This window comes from Wolbachia endosymbiont (group A) of Eristalinus aeneus (assembly GCF_964026915.1).
Taxonomy (GTDB): domain Bacteria; phylum Pseudomonadota; class Alphaproteobacteria; order Rickettsiales; family Anaplasmataceae; genus Wolbachia; species Wolbachia pipientis.
Genome location: NZ_OZ034712.1, coordinates 1,229,938 through 1,251,713 on the forward strand (window position 1 = coordinate 1,229,938; position 21,776 = coordinate 1,251,713).

The 21,776-nt window shown below is 34.8% G+C and carries 20 protein-coding genes, 1 tRNA gene and 2 pseudogenes; 11 read left to right on the forward strand and 12 right to left on the reverse strand.

Annotated elements, in window-relative coordinates; all coding sequences use genetic code 11:
* Positions 1-2 precede the first annotated feature (2 nt).
* On the forward strand, positions 3-1,721 hold the full coding sequence (locus AAGD62_RS06335; protein WP_155969307.1) for a monovalent cation:proton antiporter-2 (CPA2) family protein: 1,719 nt from the start codon (positions 3-5) through the stop codon (positions 1,719-1,721).
* Positions 1,722-1,751: 30 nt separating this feature from the next.
* Here AAGD62_RS06335 and AAGD62_RS06340 read toward each other — a convergent pair whose 3' ends face one another.
* The 4 genes from AAGD62_RS06340 to AAGD62_RS06355 are packed head-to-tail and all read right to left on the reverse strand — an operon-like array spanning position 1,752 to position 4,030.
* The gene (locus AAGD62_RS06340) at positions 1,752-2,369 is read right to left on the reverse strand and encodes an SURF1 family protein (RefSeq protein WP_155969305.1); all 618 of its coding nucleotides are present in this window, start codon (positions 2,367-2,369) and stop codon (positions 1,752-1,754) included.
* 1 nt (position 2,370) lies between these two features.
* A complete protein-coding gene (gene bfr, locus AAGD62_RS06345) occupies positions 2,371-2,847 on the reverse strand; it encodes a bacterioferritin (protein ID WP_155969303.1) in 477 nt (158 codons plus the stop codon).
* A gap of 59 nt (positions 2,848-2,906) precedes the next feature.
* Positions 2,907-3,392: an RDD family protein gene (locus AAGD62_RS06350; protein WP_155969301.1), complete on the reverse strand. Its 486-nt coding sequence runs from the start codon at positions 3,390-3,392 to the stop codon at positions 2,907-2,909.
* The gene (locus AAGD62_RS06355; RefSeq protein WP_155969299.1) at positions 3,392-4,030 is read right to left on the reverse strand and encodes an HAD family hydrolase; all 639 of its coding nucleotides are present in this window, start codon (positions 4,028-4,030) and stop codon (positions 3,392-3,394) included. Before AAGD62_RS06355 ends, AAGD62_RS06350 begins: the two co-directional genes overlap by 1 nt.
* A 151-nt stretch (positions 4,031-4,181) precedes the next feature.
* Here AAGD62_RS06355 and AAGD62_RS06360 point away from each other — a divergent pair, with 151 nt between their 5' ends.
* From AAGD62_RS06360 to AAGD62_RS06385, 6 genes and pseudogenes are all read left to right on the forward strand, one after another.
* Positions 4,182-5,006 carry a hypothetical protein gene (locus AAGD62_RS06360; protein ID WP_155969297.1) on the forward strand — a complete coding sequence of 275 codons (825 nt, stop codon included), beginning with the start codon at positions 4,182-4,184 and terminating at the stop codon, positions 5,004-5,006.
* 857 nt (positions 5,007-5,863) lie between these two features.
* Positions 5,864-6,271, forward strand: a pseudogene (locus tag AAGD62_RS06365) (phospholipase D family protein); the annotation flags it as partial.
* Between the two features lie 58 nt (positions 6,272-6,329).
* Positions 6,330-7,162, forward strand: a pseudogene (locus tag AAGD62_RS06370) (IS5 family transposase).
* A 234-nt stretch (positions 7,163-7,396) separates the two neighbouring features.
* Positions 7,397-9,124: an ankyrin repeat domain-containing protein gene (locus AAGD62_RS06375; protein WP_155969295.1), complete on the forward strand. Its 1,728-nt coding sequence runs from the start codon at positions 7,397-7,399 to the stop codon at positions 9,122-9,124.
* Positions 9,106-11,628, forward strand: a complete 2,523-nt coding sequence (locus AAGD62_RS06380; protein WP_213863485.1) for an ankyrin repeat domain-containing protein — start codon at positions 9,106-9,108, stop codon at positions 11,626-11,628. Before AAGD62_RS06375 ends, AAGD62_RS06380 begins: the two co-directional genes overlap by 19 nt.
* Before the next feature lie 125 nt (positions 11,629-11,753).
* Positions 11,754-13,082, forward strand: coding sequence for an IS4-like element ISWosp9 family transposase (locus AAGD62_RS06385; protein WP_155969615.1), 1,329 nt, complete (start codon positions 11,754-11,756; stop codon positions 13,080-13,082).
* 36 nt (positions 13,083-13,118) lie between these two features.
* On the opposite strand, the gene rmuC is transcribed toward AAGD62_RS06385, so the two are convergent.
* The 7 genes from rmuC to rsmA all read right to left on the reverse strand — a co-directional run bounded on the left by rmuC (position 13,119) and on the right by rsmA (position 18,090).
* Complete coding sequence (gene rmuC, locus AAGD62_RS06390) at positions 13,119-14,450, reverse strand: DNA recombination protein RmuC (protein WP_155969289.1); 1,332 nt, start codon at positions 14,448-14,450, stop codon at positions 13,119-13,121.
* A gap of 256 nt (positions 14,451-14,706) precedes the next feature.
* On the reverse strand, positions 14,707-14,877 hold the full coding sequence (locus AAGD62_RS06945) for a DDE-type integrase/transposase/recombinase (RefSeq protein ID WP_080717647.1): 171 nt from the start codon (positions 14,875-14,877) through the stop codon (positions 14,707-14,709).
* Between the two features lie 255 nt (positions 14,878-15,132).
* Positions 15,133-15,273 (reverse strand): IS3 family transposase, encoded by a 141-nt coding sequence (locus AAGD62_RS06395; protein ID WP_160142645.1) that lies wholly within the window; start codon positions 15,271-15,273, stop codon positions 15,133-15,135.
* A gap of 65 nt (positions 15,274-15,338) precedes the next feature.
* The gene (locus AAGD62_RS06400; RefSeq protein ID WP_259349141.1) at positions 15,339-15,473 is read right to left on the reverse strand and encodes a hypothetical protein; all 135 of its coding nucleotides are present in this window, start codon (positions 15,471-15,473) and stop codon (positions 15,339-15,341) included.
* Entirely contained in the window at positions 15,470-15,604 is a 135-nt protein-coding gene (locus AAGD62_RS06405; RefSeq protein ID WP_007548354.1) for an IS3 family transposase, read from the reverse strand. The genes AAGD62_RS06400 and AAGD62_RS06405 overlap by 4 nt, the downstream gene beginning before the upstream one ends.
* A 63-nt stretch (positions 15,605-15,667) precedes the next feature.
* Entirely contained in the window at positions 15,668-17,161 is a 1,494-nt protein-coding gene (gene guaB / locus AAGD62_RS06410) for an IMP dehydrogenase (RefSeq protein WP_155968980.1), read from the reverse strand.
* Between the two features lie 116 nt (positions 17,162-17,277).
* Positions 17,278-18,090: a 16S rRNA (adenine(1518)-N(6)/adenine(1519)-N(6))-dimethyltransferase RsmA gene (gene rsmA, locus AAGD62_RS06415; RefSeq protein ID WP_155968982.1), complete on the reverse strand. Its 813-nt coding sequence runs from the start codon at positions 18,088-18,090 to the stop codon at positions 17,278-17,280.
* Positions 18,091-18,170: 80 nt separating this feature from the next.
* Between rsmA and AAGD62_RS06420 the strand changes: the two genes are divergently transcribed.
* A tRNA-Thr gene (locus AAGD62_RS06420) sits at positions 18,171-18,243 on the forward strand.
* Positions 18,244-18,267: 24 nt separating this feature from the next.
* Complete coding sequence (locus tag AAGD62_RS06425; protein WP_155968984.1) at positions 18,268-18,996, forward strand: triosephosphate isomerase; 729 nt, start codon at positions 18,268-18,270, stop codon at positions 18,994-18,996.
* A gap of 213 nt (positions 18,997-19,209) precedes the next feature.
* Here the strand turns inward: AAGD62_RS06425 and dprA are convergent, their stop codons facing one another.
* Positions 19,210-20,298 carry a DNA-processing protein DprA gene (gene dprA / locus AAGD62_RS06430; RefSeq protein WP_341812718.1) on the reverse strand — a complete coding sequence of 363 codons (1,089 nt, stop codon included), beginning with the start codon at positions 20,296-20,298 and terminating at the stop codon, positions 19,210-19,212.
* 61 nt (positions 20,299-20,359) lie between these two features.
* On the opposite strand from dprA, the gene AAGD62_RS06435 reads away from it, so the two are divergent.
* On the forward strand, positions 20,360-20,734 hold the full coding sequence (locus AAGD62_RS06435) for a ferredoxin family protein (RefSeq protein WP_077188509.1): 375 nt from the start codon (positions 20,360-20,362) through the stop codon (positions 20,732-20,734).
* Between the two features lie 193 nt (positions 20,735-20,927).
* Positions 20,928-21,713 (forward strand): hypothetical protein, encoded by a 786-nt coding sequence (locus tag AAGD62_RS06440; RefSeq protein WP_155968988.1) that lies wholly within the window; start codon positions 20,928-20,930, stop codon positions 21,711-21,713.
* Positions 21,714-21,776 lie beyond the last annotated feature (63 nt).

Here is a 21,776-nt window from a genome sequence, read left to right on the forward strand (position 1 = left end):
TCATGCACAGTGGCTCTCAGCATTTGTTTGATATTATAATTTTGCTTTCTGCTGCTGTGTTTATAGTCATAGCATTTTGGAAAATGAATATTAGTCCAGTGCTTGGTTACTTCGTTGCAGGTGCAGTTATTGGTTCTCACGGATTTAATCTGATACACTCAGCTGAAGCAATGGATAATCTTGCAGAATTTGGTGTAGTTTTTCTATTATTCATTATAGGCCTTGAATTGACATTTGAACGCCTGATCGCTATGCGTATTCATGTATTTGGGTTCGGTTCTCTTCAAGTTATAGTTACCATGGTAGCAATATGGTGCATCGCTCTTGCTTTCGGAGTGAATACGAATATAGCAACAGTTATTGGTGGTGGGCTTGCGCTATCCTCAACAGCAATAGTGTTGCAGGTTCTGCAAGAAAAAGGTTCTCAAGCAAGTCAGGTTGGTAGATTGTCGATAGCAGTGCTATTAATGCAAGATTTTGCAGTGGTACCATTAATAGTATTGGTACCTTTACTTACTGGCAATTCTGAGCACAGCCTGATAAGCTCATTGGCAGGTTCATTGGTGCAAGCAGCTATTGCATTAGTGCTGATATTTATAACTGGTAGATTATTGCTTAGACCTTTATTTTCGGTTATTGCTAAAATGGAAAGTAATGAGATCTTTATATCAACAACGCTTTTAATAGTATTAGGAGCAGCATTTATTACTGAGCAATTCCATTTATCGTTAGCATTAGGTGCATTTGTTGCTGGATTGTTAGTTGCAGAAACAGAATATAGACACTCAGTAGAACACGCAGTATTGCCATTTAAAGATTTGTTTCTTGGCTTATTTTTCATGACTGTTGGTATGTCCATCAATACCGAACTTTTACTCAATAAGTTACCACTAATTACTTTATTATCGATTATCCTTATCGTTTTAAAAACATCTATTATATATATATTGTGTAGATTTTTTGGGTTTAAGAGTGTACCTGCTATACAAGCTGGGTTACTGCTTTCACAAGGCGGTGAATTTGCGTTTATTTTGTTTCGCTTAGCAGATGAGCTAAATGTGCTACCAAGTGAAATCGCTCAAGTACTTATGATGGTAACTACAGTAACCATGGCTTTCACTCCTCTTTTATCGGGGCTTGGAGATTGGATAGCAAACTCATTTAGCACTGAGAAAACAATATTAGATGATGAAGCTGTTGAAACAGATACACAAGATCTTTATAACCATGTGATAGTTGCTGGATTTGGTAGAGTGGGATATATGGTAACAAAAATGCTTACGGCAGAGCATTTAAGTTACGTTGTTGTAGATATTCAATCGAAAATAGTCAAAGAAGGAAAAAGTGATAGTTTTCCTATATATCTTGGAGATGTTACAAGATGTGAAATTTTAAAATCGGTAGGAATAGAAAGAGCTCAAGCTCTCGTTATTTCAATAAAGAATGAAGTTACTATAAAAAAAGTTGTTTCTTTAGTTGCAGCAAATTTTCCGCATGTAAATATTGTAATACGCTTACCAGATCTGAGTAATGTGGAGGTTTATAGAGATCTAGGAGCTAGTAAAATTATTCCTGAAACATCTGAGATAGGATTGCAGCTAGGTGGAGCTGCACTGAGCCTTAGTGGTATTAGCGAAAGTGGAGTTACGTCTTTAAAAAGTAGATTCAGAAAAGGCAATTACAGTATGTTAAAAGACCTTGGTAGTGATAAAGATGAATAACTACTTCTCTAATTTTATGTACAGAAAGCTTCAAGCTTTATTGAGGTTTTGCCTATAGTAAATTACGCACATAATCAACCAAATTAAGGAAAGTGCAAACCAAGTGATTGCATATTCCAAATGCTTCATTGGCTGTATAGCTACTTTGCTGCCAAAATTGTTCGGCCACAATATACACTTCTCTAGCTTAATACCTAACTCATTGGAAATTTCTTCTGTACTCAGGGTAAACCATGTATTCGAAGCAGTATCGTTCTTGATAAACCAATTTTTGCTTTTACTGCTATTGCAATATAAAACTCCACCTGCAGCTACTTTTTCAATTTTTGCTCTTTCCTCTTTTTTTTCTTTAACTATTCCTTTGTTCACTAGCATATAATTTCCAGTAGTAAGTAGCATAGGAGATAACACATGATAGCCATGTTGTCCTGCAAAAACATATAGCTCTATGTCACTTAGAATCCCATCAATCTTGACATGCCTATAGTTAAATTTTTCAAGGTCGTTATTGGGCAACAGATGAACAACTGGAAGGCTCATACTTTTAATAATATTATTCTTCCAGTTCAATCTGAATACTTGCCATAATCCTAATAAAAAAAGGAGCAAGCAAGGTACAATTAAAATAAATACTATTTTTTTTAACACTCTATATTTGTGTTCTTAAATAGTTTTCAACACCCATTAGTTCAATAAGGTCAATCTGTTTCTCAATCCAATGGAAGTGCTCTTCTTCATTTTTTAACATCTCTTCTAATAACATTACACTAACAAAATCTTTTTCTTTCTCAGCGATAGAAATCGTTTCTTTGATATCCTTAATACCTTTTCCCTCTAATTTCAAATTAGCTTCTAAGATTTTCCGTATTGTGTCTTTTGTAAACTTTCCATCATGCTTTGATATTTCGTTTGTATCCTGAAAATTTGGAACTCCTTTGAATAACAAAATTCTTTCTGCCAACTTGTTTGCATGTTCAAGTTCTTCGTTAAGCTCATTTTTTACCTTTTCTGCAAGTCTATTAATTCCATTGTTTTTGAGAACCGCAAAATGTAAAAGATACTGGCGTACAGAAGTCAGCTCATTGGTCAATAATTTATTCAAATGTTTTACTATCTCTTCATTCATAATCTTCCCTTAGTTCAATTCATCAGCATAATTTATATGATAACGATAGTTATAGCAACTCATTTAATATTTCCTTTGATAACAACCGTATTAAATAGCATGTCGTGGTATGTCTGTTTCTTTTTAGAAAAACAAGCAACTAGATACCAATAGAGGGTGAGCAGCACCATCATTACTTTCAATGCACTCAAGACATTCACTAATACTTCCTGATCTTGCAAAAGTTCAGTAAGGACAACTACTACACTGTTTAACAGAGGAAGAAAAAACTGGGAAGTGCTTCTGTCAAACGCTAAATTCAAGTCTATTTTAGAATTATCTAAATTGATAGTATATATATTCATTAACTGCTGACCAGGAGTTGCTTGGGCCTTTGAAGATATAAAATATGTGAAGTAACTACAATTTACACACATGTATGATAGATGTAAGATCAACGGAGAATCCTCTAATAGCAGTATAATTAATAAAGTTGGAATTAATAAAATTGCTACATCTATTAAATATGCGCAAAAGCGCCTTTTTATGCTGGCAATCTCTGTCATTACCTATCTTCCAAATATTTTATTATGAAATCTGTAAGCTTATCAAAATGTTGAAAACATAACAAATCTTCATAACCGCTTATTGATTGACCGTATATAATAGGTAAACAATTGGCATTTTGTGCACACAGAACATCTGTGATGCTATCACCAACGAAAAACACATTTTCTCTATTTATAGGCAACGTACTCTCTTCTAGTGCAAATAGCAGTGGGGTTGCAGATGGTTTATCTTCTGCAGTATCGCATGACCCAACCACTCTTTCAAAGTAAGAATCTAGTTTAAAATAGGCAACTTCTTTACGTAAATTAGTATTTTTCTTATTACTTACTATTGCTAGATAAACATTGTGGCTTTTCAGTGTCTGCAACATTTTCTCTACTCCTTGATTCAGAGCAATGTTTTGCAATAGTGCATCATCTAAATATTGTTGATATATCTGATTCGCTTTTTTCCACTGATCGCCAAATAAATTGACCATATAGCTCTTTCTCGACTCATGGGAATTTCTATCAGCAGCTTTATTACTATACCCCATTGAGTTTATGGTATGTTTAATAGCATTAAAAATGTTATCTTGAGTGTCAACTAAGGTATTATCCCAATCGAATACTACTGCTAATGGGCTGTTTTTCATTTCTATATTGTTATATATTTTAAGTTAATAAGTAAATAGCATTTTAATGAAAAAGATATAAATAGGACGCTCTACCACAAGTTATGTTAACTGTTTTTTATATAATTAGCTAATATACTGGTTATATGATATGTTTTAATAGGTAATAGGTATGGCCCAGACATCTCAAGAAAGTGTTGAAAAAAAGTTTAAAGACGTCTTTGAACGTTCTCCAGGTGCTTTTCCAGAAGGTACCTCATTAGAAGAGAAGGTTAATTATATCGCAAAAGGAACAAAGGCTCTAAAAGCTGTGAAAAGTAAGGAGCTTGAGAACAAGATGAAAAACGTTGCAGAATTGAATCAGAAACTTGAAAGTCAAGAAGGACGTGCAGATGAAAAAGCACGTCAAGATTTTGAAAGAATTGCTGAGCTTGACCAACAATATAAAGGGAAGGGCATCTTCACAAGTGAAAAAGTTGCAGAGCCAAAAAGTGACAAAAAACTCCAAGACACTCCGAGAAAAACTACAACAGCAGTTAAAGACCTTGAACATAATACACAAAAAAAGACTACTGAAGCTTCTGTGCAAACAGCATCAGAGCACGATTCACAAACCGTTAATCCCTCAGTGAGCAAGAGTTCTGTAAAAGAGAAGCTCAACACTGAGCCGGACAAAAAAGATACCACGCCTCAACCACAAGAAAATCAAAAAGAAGAAGGGTTTTTGAGTCTTCTGAAGCGCTTTGTTAAGAAAATATTAGAAAAATTTTTAGGTGAAGGTGAAAAGGATGTAGAGAATGCTCGTGGCATGAAAGAAGATGCTCAAAGAGATACGTCAAATAACGAAGAGCAACAAAAGAGTAAGCAGCTTGATGAAATTTTAAAGGACAAAAGTGTAAGCGAGGGTTTGAAGCAGGCAACAAAGCTTGAGAACCCGGCAATAACGCCTGTTAATACTCCTAAAGTGAATGAAGTAAACACGGGTCGTGAAAGGTGATCCGCTTTCAAGCTTCATTATACCGCCACGAACCGTCATACCGCCGCGGTATCTCATCCGCTAACAAGTAGCGGGATGACGATTGTCAGGGTGTCATCCCAGTGTCCCTATGATGTCATCCCAGTGCCCTGACTACTTGGATCTAGCAAGCTTTGCTTGCAAATAAGTCTAATACGCGTCGCGTTTTATGCCAAAACACAATTGGAGTTACATGCAAAATAGATCCCAGTGTCAGCTACTCGGATGACAAAAAAAGGAGCACTGGGATGACACCATTTGTTGTATTTAACAAAGTTCGTACTTAGCTTCATGTTAGCTATAAACATTAAGAAATTTACCAAGCGAAAAAAAAGGCAAAAGAAGCCCCAGCTAATATCTATTTTAGAACATTGGCGTTTTTTAAGTCTTAAACACTGCAATTTAGCTGCTTTTAAATGCAACTCACCTTAGTTTAAATGTTTAAGAAATTTACTAAGCAGAAAAAAAGGCAAAAGAAACCCCGTGTTAGCTAGTTGTCACTCCCTAATCCTGCAAATTGGCGTACTATACTGTCTTAAACGACTTATAAGCGCGTTTCAGCTTGTGTAGGTAAAAACCTAGAAATATTGTGAAGACATAAGGTGCACATAGTGCAAAAAATTAAAAATAAGACGCCAACTACGTTGTTTTCTTGCTGTTTAATCTGCACAGATGAAGATAACTGAATACCTTCAGTTTCATGATAAGGGGGCTGGCGGAGTTTGTCAAGTAAGTTTTTTCGTTTCTAACGGTTGTTGCCAAAAACTATGCAAGAAGTCTATTGACAGGTGATTAAATTATAATGTAGCCTATCGCCGTATATCCGGGGGTGGGTTGTTGTGAGGCTTTTTCACTTTTTATTCTTGTTAATGTGTTTTTCTCTGTATTACTATGCGGGTTTTATATTTTCGCCCTGCCCAAAAGCTACGGTTTGCTTTTCACCTGGAGAAGATTGTGCTGTACCGATAATCAACGTAATAGATCAGTCTAAAAAATCTATCTTAGTTCAAGAATATACATTTACTCTTGGAACAGTTGCAAAATCTTTGATTAATGCTAAAGAACGCGGTGTTGATGTTAAAGTCATCTTAGATAAATCGCAACTCTACTCAAAATATAGTGTTATAAATGAATTATTTTCAGGTGGAGTACCAATTTGGATCGATGATAAGCCAAAGATTGCTCATAATAAGATAATGATTGTTGACAATCAAAAAGTCATCACAGGGTCATTTAACCTTAGTAAGAGGTTGTCCGGAAATAAGTAAAAGGCTATAATATCTGAAATTTTAGTACGGGGTAAAGATGAGAAAAAAGTATCCAACAGATCTAAGCGAAAGGGAATGGGCAAGAATAGAAAAACACTTCAGAGTATCATACAAGAAAGGAGGAAGGCCGCCAAAGTATAGCAAAAGAGAAATATTAGAAGCAATTTTCTATGTATTGCGTACAGGGTGTCAATGGCGGTATTTACCAAATGATTTTCCGCTATGGAAGACTGTGTATGAGCAGTTCAGGCAATGGAAGAAGCAGGGAATTTTTGAGAAAATGAATTATGAAATTACAAAATATAGTAGAAGAAAAATAGGAAGGAATGAGCAGCCGAGTGCCTGTATAGTAGATAGTCAATCTGTAAAGACTACAGAAAAGGGAGGATCAAAGGCTATGATGGAAGTAAAAAAGTAAAGGGTAGAAAAAGGCATATAATTACAGACACTCAGGGTTTTATACTAGGTTGTTACGTAGGCGCTGCTAACGAAAATGATAGAGATGGTATTAAAATAGCATTAAACAATATGAGAACAAAATATACTAAAGTTAAAAAAATGTGGGCTGACATGGGATACCAAGGAAGAAATTTAAAGAATCACATAAAGGAAGAATATGACATAGATATTGAAATTGTTAAAAGGCCTCCATGTAGATTTTGGGTGCACAAAGATACGCCACCTGAGCTACTACCAACAAGAGAACAAGGGTTTAAAGTACAGCCAAGAAGATGGGTTGTAGAAAGGACTTTTGCTTGGGTTAATAGGAATAGAAGGCTATCGAAGGAGTATGATTTACTCACAACATCCACTGAGAATTTCATATACCTAGCTATGAGTAGGGTTATGTTAAAGAGGGAATATGCTTGAATTTACTAGTTTCCGGACAACTTCTGATTACAAGATACGATCTTTTTGGGATCTTTGAAGAAGTAAATAATTGAAATCTTTGTAATACTTGGTTGCAATGTTTTTTAGAGACAAAAGGTATTTTCCTATATCTGAATACAATAAATTTGTAATTCTGAAAAAAATATAAAACTATTGCTAATTATAATAATTGTGTAATAATTAAAACATAAGTTTTTAAGTTAAGGTAGTGTCGTGGGTAATCAATTGGAAGAAGTATCTAGTCCAATAAATATTCAAGCAGATTTAGAAGAGAACAGTATGGTTGATGGAATAGAAAAGCGGTCAAAAGAACAAGGTTTTTATGCAACACAGACCATACCAATTTATCAAGTTAATCAAAATATTACGTATTCATATTTAGCTACGCTCGATAGTCACTTAAAAACAGATGAGCATTGTGTACACGAAAGTAATATACATACTGACTTACTTAATTTTGCTTTTCATGGTTCCTTAGAGAAAGTTCAAGATCTATTAAACAAAGGAGCTAGTGTTGAGATAAAAGACAACAATGGTAACACGCCTTTGCATCTTGCTGCTGGCAGGGGCCACTTCGTAATCGTTGGAACCCTGTTAAAAAAAGGAGCTACTGTTGAGGTAATAAACAATGAAGAAGCTACTCCGCTGCATATCGCTGCTCAGATGGGTCACTTAAACGTAATTCAAGTTCTACTAGATAATGGTGCTGATGTTGATGCGCAAAAAGATAATGATGACACTGCCTTACATATTGCTGCTAAAGCAGGCTACTTAGAAGTAGTTCAAGTTCTATTAGGAAAAGGGGCTAGTGTTGAGACACGAAACGAAGAAGGATGCACTGCTCTTCATTCTGCTACTGAAATGGGTAAATTAAAAGTGGTTGAGTACTTTATAAGTGAAGAAAAAATCAATATTAACCAAGCAACCGATGATAATGACACTCCTTTGCATATTGCCGCTGAAATGTGTCACTTAGATGTAGTTCAATTTCTGTTAGAAAAAGGAGCCAGTGTTGAGGCACGAAACAACGAAGACTGTACTGCTTTGCATATTGCTGCTAGCGAGGACCACTTAGAAATAGTTAAAGCTCTATTGGGCCAAATGAATAATGCTGACATACGAAAGAATAGTTTCAAATGTGTATTGCATATTGCTGCTCGAGAGGGTTACTTAAAAATCGTTAAAGCTCTATTAGACAAAGGTACTGATATTAATGCAACAAACTATGAAGGCGATACTGCTTTAAATGAAGCTGCTGGATGTGGTCATTTGGAAGTAGTTCAATTTCTGTTAGAAAAAAGAGCTAGTTTTGAAGCACGAAACGAAGAAGGATGCACTGCTTTGCATATTGCTTGTGAGGTGGGCTGTTTAGGCATAGTTAAAGCTCTGTTAGAAAAGGGATCTGATGTTAATGTAGTAAGCGAAAAAAATGGCGATACTCCATTACATGAATCTGCTAGAATGAATCGCTACGATATAGTTGAATATCTTGTAGAGGAAGAAAAGGCTACTATTGATGTAAAAAACTTTAGAGGTGAGACTCCTTCCGATTTGGCAGATTCTAATGGTTACAAAGATATAGTTAAGTATCTTAGTCTTCGAGTAAGGGAGTGTCCCAAAACCTCGGGAAGTCTGGCTGATGATAAAAATGTGATACAGTATCAAAAAGTGACAGAAAATAAACACCTAACTATAACTAATAGAGCAATAAAGACCAGTTTCTGTGTAGGGATAATGACCATGTTGACAAGTGTGGCTATTGGATGTACTGCTATTCATCTTAGTTTATCAATATCAGCTACTGCTGCATTGATTGTTGGGGCCATTGCTGGTGGCATTACATATGCAGTATTAAAGCCTAATAGTAGGCTAAATGAATGTGAAGTGAATAGGCAAAGCTTACCTCAAATGCCTAAGGACGAATGTTGCATGTCATATTAGTTCTTGCATTTTATGTCATGCGTGTGAAAATGGTGTGTAGTATTTTTAACCGAGGTGAAGTTATGGAATTGAATAAATTGCAGGAAGTATTAAATTCTGCTAACGCTGATGTTGGTTTCAGTAAGAGTAATGTAGTTAGTAAAATAGAAGAGAGATCAAAACAAGTAGATCCAGGTACATTCTGCCAATTACATCTTGCTGTTTTAAAAAACAATAAACAAATGGTAGAAGCCCTTATAAAAGGAGGAGCTGATGTTAACACAATTGATGCGTACAGTCGTGATCCATTATATTATGCTATCTTGCAAGGGAACACAAGAATGGTAGAGATCCTAATAAAAAATGGAGCAAGTGTTAATAAGAAGTATAATGACGGAAGCACTCCTCTACATCATGCTGTCTTGAGCCAAAAAATAAAAATAGTAGAGTATCTTATAAACAATGGAGCTGATGTTAATGCGTTAGATGAAAAACGGCGCACTCCATTATACTTAGCTGGACGAAGTACACAAATGGTCTCGATTCTCATGAAGAAGGGAGCATTCCCTTTACTGGAAAACAGAGATATTGAATTTTTAAAGGATCTAGTTAAACGCATCAAAGATGATGATACAGAGTATTTAAAGGAGGTAAAGGTGGAACAGAAGGAGGGGCGGGTAGATGATAAGTATGAGTCAATTAAATACTCGTTGCTGCTTAGTGATAACAGCTCTTTGACCTCTATTATTAAAAGGAAAAAATTCAAAAATTTAATATCTGATTGGTCTTTCAACGTACCTGATTTAAAAGATAACCAAAAAAATTTGAATAAGGCACTGTTAAATCTTCTTACAGACTTTCCATTTTGTGACATTACAAGGTTTGAGGACTTTTTACACGATAACAAAGGTGATGATCTAAAAGCTGTTCTCAATCTTCAAAGGGGAGAATCCAAATTGACAATACTACATGTAATACAAGGTATGGAGTATTTAGCAGTGGAAAAAGACATAGGTTGTGCAGTTAGTACATTTATGACTTTACTTTTAAAATCTGGTGCTGATCCTAACATAGTTAACAGTGAAGGGCAAACACCTTTGCACTATGCTGCTTATTATAATACTTTAAATATACCTTTGCTTCTGAAAAAAGGAGCACGTGGTCAAACTGACAGACAAGGAAAAACTCCTCTAGACATTGTAATTATTAACAAAAAACCTTTTGAAGTGAATCTTTTAGAACAGATCTTTTTAACTCAGGAGCAATTGGAAGCAAAAAATGATTTAGAAGGTATTTGCGGTCATAGCTTTAACACTAATCGACTAAGAAAGTTTTTCAATCAGCACAAAGGAAATGAAGGTCTTAAAGAGATTCTCAATCTCCGTGATTGCGAAGGAAAGTCTCGAGTTTTTCAAAAGATTAGGGAGGCTTGTTATGGTAATGAAACTCATTTCAAAGAAGCAAAAAAGTTGCTGCTAGAAGCAGGAGCGATTGATTACGAAGAGTGGAAGGACAAAAAACGTTTGCCTAAGCTTAGAACTCTATGGGATGATTTAATATTAGATCAGTCGGAAAAGTTGAAAATATTTTTGGGTAGGGTAAATAAATCCAAAGATATAGATGAGTTAAAACGCGTTGTAAACGAAGCTATAGAACTTGGGGTAAGGCTGAACTTTCCTAACCAGGGTAGTATATACGGAAAGGTATATGAAAAGGAATATAGTTTTACAGATTTTGTGATAAGAAAGATTAGTGAATTAAGAAAGAGTTCCGAAGGTTCAAGGAATATAGAGGTTGCTAGTGGTATAGTATGTCAATTGATATCAAAAGGGGCAATTTTGTACAACATAAGCAGTATATATGTAATTGACGAACTGGAAGAGTTTGAAAGCCACAAAGCTAATATGAAAAACGCTTATGCAGATTATGAGAATCGTGCTTTAGATTTCATAACAATCGTTCAAAGCGCAACAAGTGGTAAGGTAAGAGACGTAAAAATCGACAACTCTACTCTCTGTCTTGAATATTCACAGGATAGTAAAGTAGATGTTGCAAAGATTACAAATGGAGCAAGGGGTTTAGGTATCACTCAGGAAGGTGTACAATACGGAAGAAATATAATAAAGATAGGTAAGAGTGAGGTAGAAATTATAACGGAAAACGCTATAAGGAATTATGTAGGCCTAGCAGATGGTAGTAATATAGTATTGACTTTCGATACTGGCTTGGGAGAGTTGGAAGTGAGATTATACCCTGATAAGCAAAATCTAATAAAGGTAGAAGTAGAAGATCAAGAAAAGTGGAAAAAATTACAGAATTGTGAGGAACGAATAGGGGAAAAATGTTTGCTTGGTGGGTGTTCAGTACGTGATGCTATTGAACGAGGTTTTTTTACTAGATCTGGAGAGTTGATTCGTTCTGAAACAATTAGTCAATCTGATGCAACAAAAGTGGGCCCTTGGGCAAAGCGCGAAAAAATGAGAAAAGCTTCAAGTCTTGAAGAAACAGTAGGCCATTCTCTATAATGAAGTGAGGGAGTGTTAAATAAACCATACGCGTCAAGTTAAGGAAAAGTGTAAGTAAAGTTGATAGAGTGAAGGAAAATAATAAGGTATAAATTCTCTTGGATATATGAATGAGAGAACTTACAATGGACAGAATAGCTTGCTTATCAAAAGACCTCAATGAATTCTTTAATGAAAAAGCAGACGAAATATCAATTGCAGTAGGTTTTATAAAAAGAAAGAGAAAACTTAATGGCTCATCATTCATAAAAGCTATGGTTTTTGGTAACATAGGAGTTGATGATTGCAGCATAGAAACAATGTGCCAATTGCTAAATGAAGACTCGATAGAAATTACAAAACAGGGTTTAGATTTTAGGTTTAGTGAAGAAGCAGTTGAGTTCATGAAAAAAATGTATAACGAAGCTTTGTGTTTATTTAAAAAAAGTCTACAGATTGATTGCAAAATTTTACAGCAATTTGGAAGCGTTAAATTATTGGATAGCAGCTACATTAGCCTGCCCAGTAGCATGGAAGATATGTACAAAGGATATGGCAGTAGCTATAGAGATTGTGAGAATAATACCAAATCAGGAATAAAGCTACAGTTAGTCTTTGATTACCTGAATCAAGCGCTAGATAAGTTAAATTTTATGGAAGGAATAAGGTCGGATCAAGGTTATAGGGATTATCTGAACGGTTTATCAGCCAATGATTTGCTAATATTTGACTTGGGCTACTTTGTGCCTAGTTCTTTTAAACAGATTGATGAAGCAGGTGCATATTTTGTTAGTCGTTATAAGTCTGATACCAATATATATGATATAGAAACAAATCAAAAAATAGAGCTATTGGAGTATTTAGAAGGTCAATTATCTTCAGAAAAAGAAGTATTATTAGGAAAGGAAGTAAAAATTAAGGTAAGAATTATATGTCAAAAGCTAACTGAAGAACAGTCTATGGCTAGAAGAAGAAAGGCTAATAAATTAGCAAAGTCACATGGATATACATCTTCTCAAAAGAATCAAAAGTTATTAGATTGGTCAATATTTATAACTAATGTTCCAGAGAGTAAAATTAATGCTGAACAAATATTGACGGTTTATAGAGTAAGATGGCAAATCGAATTACTATTTAAACTATATAAAAGTCATATCAATCTTGATAAACTAAAAGGAAAGACAAATCCATTTAGAGTATTGTGCGAGCTATACGCAAAATTATGTGCTATTCTCGTATTTCACGAAATGGTTGGCTGTGTAAAACTAAAAAAGAACACGGAGCTCAGTTTAACAAAGGCATTTATTGAATTGAAAAGGCGGGTTAGAGAGCTCTTTTTGATATTAAACAATATTGTCAATAATTTAAAAATTTTTCTAAAAAAGCTTACTATAATCTGGTCAAAGTTTTCTTTGAAAGACAGATATAGGAAGACCAGGGTATCTACTTTAAGCTCTCTACATTCCTTAACTTGACGCGTATGGTTTATTTAACACTCCCTGTTAAGATGCCTAATCTACTTTCAGCTCCTCAGTATGTAAACTGCGTGGTAAAGACTCTAATTCCTTTGCAGCACTTAAACTTTTATTTTTTGCATGTATACCAAGCTTATTGAATTCTCGAGCAGCAGGAAACACCCTTGCTTCAAGAGAGCCAGCAGTTTTATTATAATGATCAACAGCACTTTTTAAGCTCCTGCGCAAATTATCAAAGTTTTCACCCATTGTGCAAATGCGCTCATATAAAATATGACCTAGTTTACTGATTTTCTTTGCGTTTTCAGCTATCATCTCTTGCTTCCATCCATACGCTATTGCTCTCAGCAACGCAATTAGAGTGATCGGTGTTGCAATGATCACTTTTTTTTCCACTCCAATCTCTATCAAAGCAGGCTCATATTCCAGTGCTGCGCTAAAAACCCCCTCCCCTGTTAAGAAAAGCACCACAAGTTCTGGCGTATTTTCAAATTGATTCCAATACTCTTTTTTACCCAAATCATTTATGTGTTTTTTTATTGCCAGGGAATGGTTCTTTAATTTCTCCTTTTGTATTTGCAAATCATTTTGTGATATAGCATCCATGTAAGAATCAAGCGGCACTTTAGCATCTATTATTATTTGCTTTCCAGATGGCATTTTGATTATTAAATCAGGACGCAATAAATTATCCTCGTTTTTATCAATCACTGACGGCTGAGTAAAAAAATCGCAATACTCAATCATTCCTGCCATTTCTACCACTCTTTTGAGTTGCATTTCACCCCATTTGCCCCTAATGTGAGGTTTTCTCAGGGCATTAGCAAGGTTGGAAGTTTGGTTCATCAGCGCTCCAATTTGCTCCTTTAAACCTTCATAGGCCCCTACCCTCTCCTTTTCTAGCTCACGTATTTCATTATCGAATTTTTCTAATTTTTCTTTTATTGGAGTTACAACTTCGTTGATCGTTGCTTGTCTTTTTTTGAAATCGCTTTCCGTTTCTTTTAATTTACTATCGATTACTTCCTTTGCTAAGTTCAGAAAATTATTGTTATTTGTTTGCAAAGCATCAAGAGAGAGCGCTTTAAAAGTGTTTGTTAATCTCTCCTCTGCTTTTGTTAGTAATTCTATTTCCTTTTTCTTTTCCTCACGTTCTTTTTGCAGAGTTACTTCAAGTTCTGCTTTTTTGACCCTTAAATCAACTATTTCTTCATTCTTCGTAAGCAAAGTTTGCTTTGTTTCTTGAAGTTCTTGCTCTAATTTACATAAATTACCCTCAAGGTTTGCTTTCTTTTCGCTCAGTTTTTTTACGATAATGTAGAAAAATAGTAATAGAGAGACAACCAGAGCTATAGAATTGAAAAGCATCAGAATAAAAAAGCTGTATTTACAATTCTATATGATTTTTGTGTGTATAAGAAAGAAAAAAGGAGCACCTAAAGAGGTGACCTTACCCAGAAAAAGTAGAGAGAAAGTTAAGACGTTTTTATCATGAGAATAAATTGTGCAGGAATGCAATAGTTAATAGTAGAATGTCTACGTTATTTGTTATAAAAGATTTCTATGTATTCAAATATGGCAGTTCTGGTTTGTTGAGCGAGAAGTATCAATAAGCAGCTCCCTTTTAAGTGAACTTTTCTGCAACAGAGTTATCGTAACAACAGCCCTTATGGCTCATGCTGGAAATGATGTTTTTTGTATTCAATAGAAATTGGTAATTTTGAGAGGTATACTGTGACCCTTGATCGCTATGTAACAGCAGATTTTTATCGGGCTTGCGTTTATCAACGGCCATCAATAAAGAATCTATAACTAATTATCATGTTACTCATTAACCACCATGCGTGAATATAGGTCAATTATTGCCGCCAACAACCTTCTTTAGTTTTTATGTAGGTAATCCCAAACTTTATTTGGCTGATCAGTAGTAAAATTTTGATCCAATGTGTTCGGAGCCACAACTCGGTTGCTTATTTGCTGTTTTTTATTTTTGAACCTTCGTCTAAGCTTGGCTTTAATGCCATTTTCTTGCATAACACTTTGTACTGTTTTAATTTTTGCCTAAAGCTTTTAATTCAGCGTGAATTTTAGGGGCTCCATATCTGCATTTAGAAGCTTGATGTATTTTTTGAATATCTGCTAGAAGCCCTTCTTTTGCTAATTCTTTACTGCTTTTTTCCTTAGCAACCAATACCACCAGTACAAAACCCTACATAGTTCCTGTGTTTTATAGCAATTTCTATATAAAAGAATACTTTACTCTTTTTCTTTGCCCAGGGCTTTTTTTAAGATGTCTCTTTCTCTTGTTAGTTCTTTTTTTAGATCAAATCTTTCTTTGTCATAAGGAGCCTTTGCCTGGAAATGCGTATGCTCCAGACATTTTTCCATCATATTTTCTTACTTAACATACTGCCATCTATACCTAGATCTTTTGCTATTTTTGTACTTGCTTGACCTGTTTCTTTAACCAGCTTAACAGCTTCTAATTTGAATTCTGCTGTATATTCTCTTCTATTTGTCATATTTTGAAAAAACGTTTTATTTTACTCCAAAAACGTTTTAACTTTCTCTCTACTTTTTCTGGACTACTCCGAATCGGTTGACAAATTGGACGTTTGATAAGCATAATTTGGAGCTTCTTGTGTAATGACTATATCATGAGCGTGACTCTCTCTTAATCCTGATGCAGTAATAGTAACAAATTTACAATTTTTTTTCATCTCTTCTATATTCCTATTACCAGTATACCCCATTGCAGCTTGCAATCCGCCAATCAATTGATGGATTACTCCTGAAGCTGGACCTTTGAATGGAACTCTTCCTTCCACTCCTTGTGGAACTAATTTGAGTTTTGAATCTTTATCTTGAAAATAACGGCTAGCTGAACCTCGTTTCATTGCACTAATAGATCCCATTCCTCGATAGCCTTTATATGCTCTGCCCTTATACATAATAATCTCACCTGGGCTTTCGTCAGTGCCAGCAAAAATCGAACCAATCATCACAGAGTCAGCACCAGCTGCAATAGCTTTTGCAACATCTCCTGAGTATTTTACCCCACCATCAGCAATTAGTCTGACGTTTCTTGCTCTACACGCCTCTGCAACATTCTTGATTGCAGAGAATTGTGGCACACCAACACCTGTAACTATTCTGGTTGTACAGATTGATCCTGGTCCTATTCCAACCTTCACTGCATCAACACCCGCATCAATCAACGCTTCAACAGCCTCCTTTGTTGCAATGTTTCCGCCAATTAATTGCGTATTAGGATACATCTTTTTTATTTCCCTAATGGTATTGATAACGTTTTCGGAATGACCGTGAGCAGTATCCACAACAACTACATCAACTTCTTCTCCGATCAAAGCTTCACATCTGTCTATACCATCTTTTTTACCAGTGCCAATTGCAGCGGCAACTCTGAGACGCCCTTTACTGTCTTTACATGAATTTGGGTATCTATTGTATTTTTCAATGTCTTTAACCGTAATTAAACCTATACAACAAGAATTTTCATCTACGACCAAAAGCTTTTCTATTCTATTTTCATGCAACAATTTCATTGCTGATGCACTATTCACTCCCTGCTCCCGCACTGTCACTAACTTATCTTTTGTCATCACTTCGGAAACTTTTACATTCATGTTCTGGTCTTCAATAAATCTCACATCTCGGTTAGTTAAAATTCCAACTAACTTGCGTTGATCGACTACAGGAATGCCAGAATAATTGTGCTCTCTCATTAATGAAATTGCTTCCGCAACTGTTTTATCCGGTGAAATCGTAATTGGGTTATACACGATCCAACTTTCATATTTTTTCACCCTTCTTACTTCTAAAACTTGTTCATCTATTGATAAATTCTTATGTATGCAACCTATCCCTCCATGTTGGGCAATAGCTATTGCAAAGCCCGATTCAGTAACAGTATCCATTGCAGAGGATATGAGAGGGATATTTAGTTCTATACTATTTGTTAAATAAGTTTTTGTATCTGCATCGCAAGGCAATATATTAGAATAGGCTGGCAAAAGAAGTATATCGTCAAACGAATAACAAGCTTCCATTTTTTTCATAGGCTTTATTTAAAGCTTATACGCCAATTAATTAAATTGCAATAGGCAAAATTAGCTAGGAGCCTTTAATTGTATAGCTCTAACTGTTTTTAGGAGATAGAAAAGCTATATGGTTGCTAATACATTTTATTGCAAAATAAGCATTCTACATTATTTGCCAGCAAACAAAACTGCTCAATAGTTAAGTTTTCTGGACGCTGGTTTCCGCTCAATTTAGCGTTTTCAAGGACAGTTTCAGCGTGGTTCGTTATATTTTGCAAGCTATTTCTCAGCATCTTTCTTCTTTGAGCAAAAACAGCACGTGTTAATTTTATTAAGGTTTCCAAGTTTACTACAAACTTTGGGGTAGGCAAAGGATTTACTGTAATTACTGAAGAATGTATTTTTGGTCTTGGAAAAAACTCTTTAGGTTCAATATCAAATTCCTTTTTTATATCACATAGTAACTGGCTTAGCACTGATAAGGAACCATAATCTTTAGAATTGGGTCTTGCCGTAATGCGATCTGCTACCTCTTTTTGAAACATTAATGTCAAGTTCGTAAAAAATTTTATATTATTTAACCACTTTAAAAATAACACTACCGAGATATTGTAAGGCAAGTTAGCAATAACTTTAACTGGGCGCTCTATCAGCTCTTCTTCTGTAACATGCAGTGCATCCGCTTCTATAATTCTATACTTTCCTTGATGCTCATTTAGCAGTTGGTCATGGTGTTTTACTAAATCTCTATCTTTTTCTATAGAAAGTAGAGACTTTGGATTATGCACCAATATTTCTCTTGTTAATGCACCATATCCAGGACCAATTTCAATGACATTAAAATTTTCCAGACTACCAGCTAAAGCGACGATTTTTTTTGTTATCTCACTCGATAAAATAAAATTTTGCCCTAGACTCTTTTTTGGCTTCAGTAAAAATTTTCTCATATTATTTTCATTATACAGTATTTTATAAAAATTAGTTGACGAAAATTCATTGATAATTGTATATTATTAATGTGTTTAACGCCGGCTTAGCTCAATTGGTAGAGCAACTGACTTGTAATCAGTAGGTTGTCAGTTCAAGTCCGACAGCCGGCACTCTCGCCCATATAAGTAAAGTTGATGTCCTTTTTAATAGTAGCAAATTGGAAAATGAATGGAATGCGTTCTTCATTTGTTGACTTTATAGGCAAACTTAACAACAAGAGCAACGAAATTACCTCTAAGCTAGTGATTTGCCCTCCTTTTACGTCATTTCCAAGCAGTATAGAGTTGAACAATAATATTAATATAGGAGCACAGAATTGCCATCATAAAAAGTTCGGTTCTTACACAGGTGAAATTAGTGCAGAAATGTTAAAAGAACTAGGGTGTACTTACGTAATACTTGGGCATTCTGAAAGGGCTAATGAAAAAGATAGTGAAATAAAACTTAAGTCGGAAATAGCAATAGAATCAGGCTTACACCCAATTATTTGTGTAGGCGAAAATTCAGAAGATTATAAAAGTGGAAAAACAAAAGAAGTAATAGAATATCAATGCAAAAACCGCTTGCCAACACACGGTGAATATACCGTAGCATATGAGCCAATATGGGCAATAGGCACAGGTCATGTGCCAAATAATGATGCAATTGCTAAGGTGATAGAGGTAATAAAATTGTGTACTAGTAAAAAACACATTATATATGGTGGTTCAGTCAGTTCAGAAAATATAGAAAATTTGCTCAGTATCTCAAATTTATCAGGAGTTTTAATTGGCAGTGCAAGCTTAGATTTCGATCACTTTTATAAAATTATACAACAAGTTGAAAAAAAGTTTTCTCTTATCAATTCTAAAATCAGCAACTAAGAATCCTATAACAAATGGCATCATTTCAGTGTCAAGCATATATAGCTAACCCAAGAAAGATTTCCCTACGTCATACCGCGATTCATTCGCGGTATCTCAGCATAGATTCCGCTAACGAGTAGCGGAATGACGAATTTGTTGTTTTTCAAATTGTAGGTAAACCTAAGCCACTTTAGCTATATCTGTACGAACATCTAGTATAGCTAAAGTAATCTAGAAAATTAACGATATTTTATTCCCCGGTGAACGCTCTATTTTGTTTTCCAACTCTAGTTCTAAAAGAGCCATTAGAGCTATGTTGGTAGAAAGTCCGCTTGCTAGTATAAGTTCATCTATGTCAACAGGTACAGAGTTAATATGATCAACTATAACAGATTTTGCCTGTTGTAATTTTTCTTGTTTTTGGTTAACAAAATGGTGCTCAACATCAAATAGGTTTTTTTGCTGCGGAGGTAAACTAAACCTAATACTCTCTATTATGTCATCAGCGGATTCGATAAGCTTAGCACCGTTTTTAATTAAATAATTACTACCAGTACAGCGTGAATCTAAAGGGAAACCAGAAACTGCAAACACCTCTCTCCCTTGATTTAAAGCAAAATCTGCTGTTATTAGAGAGCCAGAACGTTTCGATGCTTCAATCACTGCAACACCCAGCGATAGACCAGATATAATTCGATTCCTCTGAGGAAAATATTGAGGCTTTGGTTTAGTAGCAAATGGAAGCTCAGTAATTACTAACCCACCGTTCCCAGTGATTTTTTTGTATAGATCAAAATTCTCTTTTGGATACACCACATCAATTCCGCTTGCTGTAACAGCAATAGTGGGATGATTTTTGTATATTACACTGTTTGCTGCAGTATCGATTCCTTTTGCAAGTCCAGAAACGATAACAAAACCAGCTTCACTTAAATCAAGTGCCAACTTATTGGCAAAATTTCTTCCATTCATCGAAGAGTTACGCCCACCGATTATTGCAATTATCTCACGGCTTAATAATGATATATCACCAAACGCAGTTATTACAGGAGGACAACTAGAGATATTTCTTAAAAGATCAGGGTAATCTGGGTCACATGCGGGTATAATTTTAGCTCCAATTCTTTTTGCATTATTGATTTCTTCTCGTGCATCTTGAATGCCATACACCTTATTATTAGCCACCCTATTGAGATATTTTAGCACCTCATCTAGCGATCCATGTGTTCTTAGTATACTAAAAAACTTTGTTGGTCCTATAGTTCTAGCCAAGCTTAACCATACTTCTAATTCTTTGTTGTTCAATTTATTTATCTTCATAAAAGGCTTGAATTTCTTATCAATTTAGTGTACCCAAGATAATGCAAATATACAGTGTTTTATGACGCATTTTGTTACAGATAAATGCATAAAATGTAAATATACGGATTGTGTGGAAGTATGTCCCGTTGACTGCTTCTATGAAGGTAAAAACATGCTCGTGATTAACCCAGATGAATGTATTGATTGCGGAGTGTGCATACCTGAGTGTCCAGTGGATGCAATTGTAACTGATGATTCCATAAAAGATATTTTAGAACTAGATGAAGAGTTACTGAACAGTGAACAAAAAATCTTCAAGTCATTTTACAACATAAACGTAGAATATTCACAAAAATGGCCAAATATCACAGCTAAGAAGCAACCCCTCTATACCGCAGAAGAGTATAAGGAAAAAAAGGATAAAACAGCTTATTTTGATGAAAATTTAGAATAATGCTACTGAAGGAAAAGAAACTTTTTGTATTTCAGGGTTGTTGTTTTTGGTTGCTGAAAATAGTTGCGTTATCTAAGTTGTTATGCTGATAAATTAGTATCGATTAATTTAAGGATTAAGGAAAAAGGCTTATTGACTTTTGAAATATTTGATTATAAAACTAGCTGTTAGCATTAAATCTTGGGGGTAAGTTATGAGTATAAATAAAAGAGAAACCATTAAAAAGATTGAAGGGTTACTTTTTCAAGCGAACGGTAATCTTGAAAAAGCATGTGATCTATTATCAACAGTAGAGTTAACCGAAGATGATATTAAAATATTGCTGGAAGAGATGATAAAAGAGTATCATAGCTTGTTTGAAAAGATTTCTTGGAGTTGTGGAATTACTGCAGGCAGTGCACAAGATGCCAACGCAAGCAGCTTCAACGAAGTTTTTAAGCTAGGTTCAAAAGAGTTAGCATTGGCAATGACGTCAGATCTCAGAAAGTCTTATGATCAAGAATTATTTAAGAAATATAAAAAAGAAGAAATGTCTTATCCTGAAGGAGAAGGAGTACAATTTATTAGAGAATTGAGAGTTCTAAGTAGAATACTTACTATATCTTTAATAAGGAAACTTGATGAAGTTTACAAGTTTACTCCAGAAGAAATTGAGCGTTTGAAGGAATATATGTTAGTTAGCAACTATGATATAAGCAAAAGTCTTTCTGATATAGACAAATATATGCATGCACTATCTGCCTTAATTAGAAACTCTTCACTTGATACAAAAAAGATATTTGAGCTAAATAATCGAATGATAATACACACTACAGCCTTAATTGATTTAGTAACTAGTGGAGTAGTGAAAAAAGAAGAAGCAAAAGAACAATCTGCTGAGGATTTAGAAAAGCTTATCTGTGAACAGTATAAAGGTGCAGCAAACACGCCACTACCGTTGCCGAGCACGCTATTTGAAGTGGATAAAAAAAGTGCTTGAAGAAAGTTTATAGTTAGCCAAAGTAGGTATTTAATAAGCTTAATGTAACCATTATGTATGCTA

What these genes read in the sequence shown, in the direction of transcription:
- rsmA (WP_155968982.1), bottom strand. Translation starts at nt 18,090, where the DNA reads ATGAGAAAATTTTTACTGAAGCCAAAAAAGAGTCTAGGGCAAAATTTT.
- AAGD62_RS06425 (WP_155968984.1), top strand. Translation starts at nt 18,268, where the DNA reads ATGTCCTTTTTAATAGTAGCAAATTGGAAAATGAATGGAATGCGTTCT.
- bfr (WP_155969303.1), bottom strand. Translation starts at nt 2,847, where the DNA reads ATGAATGAAGAGATAGTAAAACATTTGAATAAATTATTGACCAATGAG.
- AAGD62_RS06385 (WP_155969615.1), top strand. Translation starts at nt 11,754, where the DNA reads ATGGACAGAATAGCTTGCTTATCAAAAGACCTCAATGAATTCTTTAAT.
- AAGD62_RS06335 (WP_155969307.1), top strand. Translation starts at nt 3, where the DNA reads ATGCACAGTGGCTCTCAGCATTTGTTTGATATTATAATTTTGCTTTCT.
- rmuC (WP_155969289.1), bottom strand. Translation starts at nt 14,450, where the DNA reads ATGCTTTTCAATTCTATAGCTCTGGTTGTCTCTCTATTACTATTTTTC.
- AAGD62_RS06400 (WP_259349141.1), bottom strand. Translation starts at nt 15,473, where the DNA reads ATGATGGAAAAATGTCTGGAGCATACGCATTTCCAGGCAAAGGCTCCT.
- AAGD62_RS06405 (WP_007548354.1), bottom strand. Translation starts at nt 15,604, where the DNA reads ATGACAAATAGAAGAGAATATACAGCAGAATTCAAATTAGAAGCTGTT.
- dprA (WP_341812718.1), bottom strand. Translation starts at nt 20,298, where the DNA reads ATGAAGATAAATAAATTGAACAACAAAGAATTAGAAGTATGGTTAAGC.
- AAGD62_RS06440 (WP_155968988.1), top strand. Translation starts at nt 20,928, where the DNA reads ATGAGTATAAATAAAAGAGAAACCATTAAAAAGATTGAAGGGTTACTT.
- AAGD62_RS06355 (WP_155969299.1), bottom strand. Translation starts at nt 4,030, where the DNA reads ATGAAAAACAGCCCATTAGCAGTAGTATTCGATTGGGATAATACCTTA.
- AAGD62_RS06945 (WP_080717647.1), bottom strand. Translation starts at nt 14,877, where the DNA reads ATGGCCGTTGATAAACGCAAGCCCGATAAAAATCTGCTGTTACATAGC.
- AAGD62_RS06435 (WP_077188509.1), top strand. Translation starts at nt 20,360, where the DNA reads ATGACGCATTTTGTTACAGATAAATGCATAAAATGTAAATATACGGAT.
- AAGD62_RS06360 (WP_155969297.1), top strand. Translation starts at nt 4,182, where the DNA reads ATGGCCCAGACATCTCAAGAAAGTGTTGAAAAAAAGTTTAAAGACGTC.
- AAGD62_RS06350 (WP_155969301.1), bottom strand. Translation starts at nt 3,392, where the DNA reads ATGACAGAGATTGCCAGCATAAAAAGGCGCTTTTGCGCATATTTAATA.
- AAGD62_RS06380 (WP_213863485.1), top strand. Translation starts at nt 9,106, where the DNA reads ATGTTGCATGTCATATTAGTTCTTGCATTTTATGTCATGCGTGTGAAA.
- guaB (WP_155968980.1), bottom strand. Translation starts at nt 17,161, where the DNA reads ATGAAAAAAATGGAAGCTTGTTATTCGTTTGACGATATACTTCTTTTG.